The 5182-nt window shown below is 44.0% G+C and carries 4 protein-coding genes and 1 tRNA gene; 1 reads left to right on the top strand and 4 read right to left on the bottom strand.

Features of this window, described 5'->3' with window-relative positions:
* The 4 genes from QTO00_RS14405 to uvrY form a co-directional block, all read right to left on the bottom strand.
* Positions 1–74 (bottom strand) — tRNA-Cys (locus QTO00_RS14405).
* Between the two features lie 235 nt (positions 75–309).
* The gene (pgsA, locus tag QTO00_RS14410) at positions 310–867 is read right to left on the bottom strand and encodes a CDP-diacylglycerol--glycerol-3-phosphate 3-phosphatidyltransferase (protein WP_331425413.1); all 558 of its coding nucleotides are present in this window, start codon (positions 865–867) and stop codon (positions 310–312) included.
* Positions 868–944: 77 nt separating this feature from the next.
* Positions 945–2774: an excinuclease ABC subunit UvrC gene (gene uvrC, locus QTO00_RS14415; RefSeq protein WP_331425414.1), complete on the bottom strand. Its 1830-nt coding sequence runs from the start codon at positions 2772–2774 to the stop codon at positions 945–947.
* 47 nt (positions 2775–2821) lie between these two features.
* Positions 2822–3466, bottom strand: a complete 645-nt coding sequence (gene uvrY / locus QTO00_RS14420) for a UvrY/SirA/GacA family response regulator transcription factor (protein ID WP_331425415.1) — start codon at positions 3464–3466, stop codon at positions 2822–2824.
* Between the two features lie 362 nt (positions 3467–3828).
* Between uvrY and QTO00_RS14425 the strand changes: the two genes are divergently transcribed.
* The coding region (locus QTO00_RS14425; RefSeq protein ID WP_331425416.1) for a DNA polymerase II at positions 3829–5182 on the top strand (1354 nt) is incomplete at its 3' end.

Here is a 5182-nt window from a genome sequence, read left to right on the forward strand (position 1 = left end):
TGGAGGCGCGTCCCGGAGTCGAACCGAGGTCCACGGATTTGCAATCCGCTGCATAGCCACTCTGCCAACGCGCCTCTGTGACACCAAGTGGAAGAGTGTTTAACTCGATTCCTCTTGGGTACGGGATGCATTCTACCCATTCGAACTAACGAGTCAACACTAATTTTGAAATTTTAAATCGTTTGTCTATTAAACGTGCAAAACGACTCAAATTAGCGTGTTTGTTCGTAAATAATCGAGCAAATCCACCAAGTTAATTGAGTTTACCCCCACATCAAATACAAAAAAGCGGGCCAATGCCCGCTTTAATCAGTGATGTTCTTCATCTAACAAATCATCTTTTGCAGCCATCAGGTACTGCGCCATCGACCAGTAAGTCAAAATTGTAGCAATGTATAGCGCCGCATAGCCTAACCAGATCATCCAATCATCATAACGCCAAATCAGCACCCATAAAGCAAACATCTGGCTGACGGTTTTGACTTTACCAACCCAAGAGACAGCAACACTAGCGCGTTTACCAATTTCTGCCATCCACTCACGCAGTGCAGAGATAATAATTTCACGAGCAATCATGGTAACGGCAGGAATAGTAACCCAAATACTGTAGTAATGTTCAGTAATAAGAATAAGTGCAGTCGCGACCAGTACTTTATCCGCAACCGGATCAATGAAGGCACCAAATCGGGAAGTTTGGCCCAGTTTTCGCGCTAACATTCCATCTAGCCAATCGGTAAAACCTGCGACCCAGAAAACCATCGCCGCAGCGAAAGGAGCCCAACTATAAGGAAGGTAAAATACAACGACAAATACTGGTATGAGAAAAAGTCGTAACAAAGACAATATGTTCGGGATATTTAAACGCATATTTATTTAAGGCTCTTTTTGTGTGCGTATGTTTGTATTTAGTGCTTCAAACCGGGCCTTATGGTGCGGGATTTTTACTATTGTTTCAATGCTTGATAAATGTTTTCTGCCAAAGAAACGCTAATACCTGGCACTTTGGCGATTTCTTCCACACTAGCTCGTTTAAGTTCTTGTAACCCCCCCATATATTTGAGCAACGCCTGTCTGCGTTTTGGACCAACCCCTTCAATCCCTTCTAGAGCACTGGTTCTACGCGTTTTACCACGCTTAGCTCTATGGCCCGCAATGGCATGATTATGGCTTTCATCACGAATATGCTGCATCAAATGCAGAGCTGGAGCATCACTTGGCAAGTTAAATTCATCCCCTTCGACCGTAATCAAAGTTTCCAAACCTGGCTTACGAGTTACCCCTTTTGCGATCCCGATCAAGTGGGGACGCTTAGGCCAATCACCCCAATATTGACATATAATTTCATGGGCGCGGTTAAGCTGGCCCTTACCACCATCAATGAAAACGATATCAGGAATTTTTTCTACGTCGAGCTGCTTAGAGTAACGACGCTCCAACGCTTGCCCCATCGCAGCATAGTCATCACCCCCAGTTATACCCGAGATGTTGTAACGACGGTACTCTTGTTTTACCGGGCCTTCATGATTGAACACGACACACGATGCAATGGTGCTCTCCCCCATGGTGTGGGAGATATCAAAACACTCCATGCGAGCAATACTTTCCGTACCAAGTAGCTCTCTAAGCTCTTTAAAGCGTTGAGAGATGGTCATCTTATGATTGATCTTAGTTGTAATTGCGGTCAGCGCGTTGGTATTGGACAATTTAAGATAGCGACCACGCGTTCCTGTCGGATTGACATGAAAATGCACTTTCCGACCCGCAATTCCAGACAATGCCTCTGCGAGAGAGTCACAATCGTCTATTAAACCACGGTTGAGTATGATGCGTGTCGGTACCGTGCGCGCTTCATTGTGACTGAGATAGTATTGGCTTAAAAAACTGTAAAAAACTTCTTGTTGAGTCGTACTATTGGGAATCTTAGGGAAATGGCTGCGACTACCTAATACTTTTCCGTGACGAATCATCAAAATATGGATACAAGCGATGCCATTCTCTTGAGCAAAGCCCAGCACATCCATATCGTCCATCGAATCTTCGGACACAAACTGCTGCTCCTGCACACGGCGGATAGCTTGTATTTGGTCTCTGAACTTAGCTGCATCTTCAAAACGCAGTGATTGGCTCGCCAGCTCCATCTTCTCAACGAGAGAGCTAAGTACCTGTTGATCTTTACCTTGTAAAAACAAACGCACTAAATCGACAATCTCAGCGTAATCCTCATCAGAAATAATGCTACTAACGCAAGGCGCAGCACAACGACCAATCTGATACATCAAGCAAGGTCGAGTTCGGTTGCTATACACCGTATCTTCACATTGACGAACTGGGAAGATTTTCTGCAGAAGGTGCAGCGTTTCTCTCACCGCGCCCGAATCGGGATAAGGGCCAAAATACTCACCTTTACGTTTCTTAGCGCCGCGATGCATCGATAAGCGAGGGTGCTTATGACCACTAACGAAGATATAAGGGTAAGATTTGTCGTCGCGTAATAGCACATTGTACTTGGGCAAATATTGCTTAATGTAGTTGTGCTCTAATATCAACGCTTCGGTCTCTGTGTGAGTCACAGTGACGTCGATTTTAGCAATATTGCTTACGAGGGCACGCGTCTTTTCGCTATCTACCTTTGCACGGAAATAACTTGAGAGTCGCTTTTTGAGATCTTTGGCTTTACCAACATAGATAACCACAGCATCGGCGTTATACATTCGATAAACGCCGGGCTGATTGGTTACTGTTTTGAGGAAAGAAGCCGAATCAAATTGGCTCATACCATTACCATATAGAAGGTTAGAAAAACAATGATGGTAACAGTGCCTTATAATGTCTCGGTATCTATCATTCCATGTCGAATTGCTAGGTGAGTCAATTCCACATCTCCGCTAATGTCTAGTTTATTGAATAGACGGTAGCGGTAGCTGTTTACCGTTTTCGGGCTAAGGCTTAACTGTTCTGAAATATCAGTCACCTTCTCCCCTTTGGTAATCATCATCATGATTTGCAACTCGCGCTCAGACAGATCGGCGAATGGGTTTTCTGAAGCCGGAGAAAATTGGCTTAGTGCCATCTGTTGAGCTATCACTGGTGATATATAGCGTTGACCACTATTCACCATACGGATCGCGTTGACCATTTCATCTGGTCCCGCGCCTTTAGTCAGATACCCTGCGGCACCTGCTTGCATCACTTTAGTTGGAAACGGATTTTCCGTATGAACAGTTAAAACGATGATTTTAACATCAGGATTAAAACGCAAGATCTTCTTGGTCGCTTCAAGACCGCCAATACCCGGCATATTCATATCCATCAAAATGACGTCAGCATGATTGCTTCGACACCACTTTACTGCTTCTTCACCGCTCTCAGCTTCCCCTGCCACGTTCATTCCACGGACGTCTTCAATAATACGTCGTATCCCTGTGCGAACCAGCTCGTGATCATCTACAAGGAAAACATTTATCAAACTTGTATCTCCACACTCGATTAACTTGGCTCTGAATCCATGATTATATGGATTACAGTACAATCGCCTAGTTTAACTCAAATTACTAATTTCGCTTACTCTGAATATGTGCTCAAACGCAAAGTTTAGCAAGTACTAATTATCATAACTGATACCTAAATTGTAATTAACATATTAATCAAGGAGTTAAAGTCTAGTATTGATGATTTTTCAACCAGTACATAAGGTGACTCACCGCAAGTTACGCGGATAACTATTTAACTTTCGACACTTCTTCCTATCAAGATAATAATTCTGGTTGCTATTGTGCTAGTCTAGCGCAGTCGATGCTTTTCAATTGCTCTTCTCAGAAAAATAACTCAATGACTATTCAAAACGGATTCGTACTCACTCGGCAAGCTCGTGATGTTGGCCTCACAACCCAAATCGATTTGTGGCTGTCTACCCCGCAAGGCCCAACCCAACTATTAGTAGAAGGTGAACGCCCTGTTTTCTTTGTCTATAAAGAACAGTTAGAGGACGCAATTCAACTTGCCAACGACTCCACTATTGAATGGAAAACCGTTCCGCTCAAGGACTTTCAACTTCGACCCGTCGTTGCCTGTTATTGCCAAACGATTAAGCACTCTCAATCGCTATCTGACCTATTTGAACACAATGACATTACCGTCTTAGAAAACGATATCCGCCTAGCTGATCGATTCTTGATGGAACGGTTTATTAAAGGCGGTATTGAGTTTACAGGCTCTAGACAAACCAATGTTCGCCACCAAAGATATAGACAAGCTAAATGTCGCCAAGGTGATTACACACCAAAGCTAAATGTGGTTTCGTTAGATATTGAGTGTTCTGAAAAAGGTATTCTTTACTCAGTAGGCTTAGATAGCTCGAGGGACAGTCGCGTAATAATGATTGGCCAGCCAGAACCGTCTGAAACCCATATTCAATGGGTGGCCAACGAAAAAGCGCTACTTATCGCCCTAGTGGATTGGTTCAAGCAATATGACCCGGATGTTATTATCGGTTGGAATGTAATAGATTTTGACTTCAAGCTTCTGCACAAACGTGCCGAATGGAACAAAGTAAAACTTATGTTGGGCAGAGGCCATCAGTCCAGTTTCTTCCGTACATCTAACACCACTCAACAAGCTTTTATCTCCATTCCTGGCCGCGTCGTGATTGATGGCATTGACGCACTGAAAACCGCCACATACCACTTTCGGAGTTGGTCACTAGAATCGGTATCACAAGAGTTACTCGGCGAAGGTAAACAGATTCATAATGTTCATGACCGTATGGATGAAATCAATCGCATGTTTCATCACGACAAACTTTCACTCGCGAAATACAACCTGCAAGACTGCGTCCTAGTGAATCGCATATTCACTCATACTCATTTACTTGATTTTGCCATCGAACGTTCCAAACTCACTGGCGTTGAACTGGACCGCGTTGGTGGCTCCGTTGCTGCATTTACCAACCTCTATCTACCGCAAATCCACCGTGTTGGATATGTGGCCCCTAACCTTCAGTCAGAAAACTGGGTTGCGAGCCCGGGCGGTTACGTGATGGACTCTATCCCGAATCTATACGATTCAGTTCTAGTATTAGATTTTAAAAGTCTCTATCCGTCTATCATACGCAGCTTCCTTATTGACCCCATGGGGTTAATTGAGGGTTTACAACTCGATATTGGTGTTGGAGAAGATCAAGCCG

Source organism: Vibrio sp. M260118, assembly GCF_036533755.1.
GTDB lineage: Bacteria > Pseudomonadota > Gammaproteobacteria > Enterobacterales > Vibrionaceae > Vibrio.

Coding starts and splice junctions, on each gene's coding strand:
- uvrC (WP_331425414.1), bottom strand. CDS start 2,774: ATGAGCCAATTTGATTCGGCTTCTTTCCTCAAAACAGTAACCAATCAG.
- pgsA (WP_331425413.1), bottom strand. CDS start 867: ATGCGTTTAAATATCCCGAACATATTGTCTTTGTTACGACTTTTTCTC.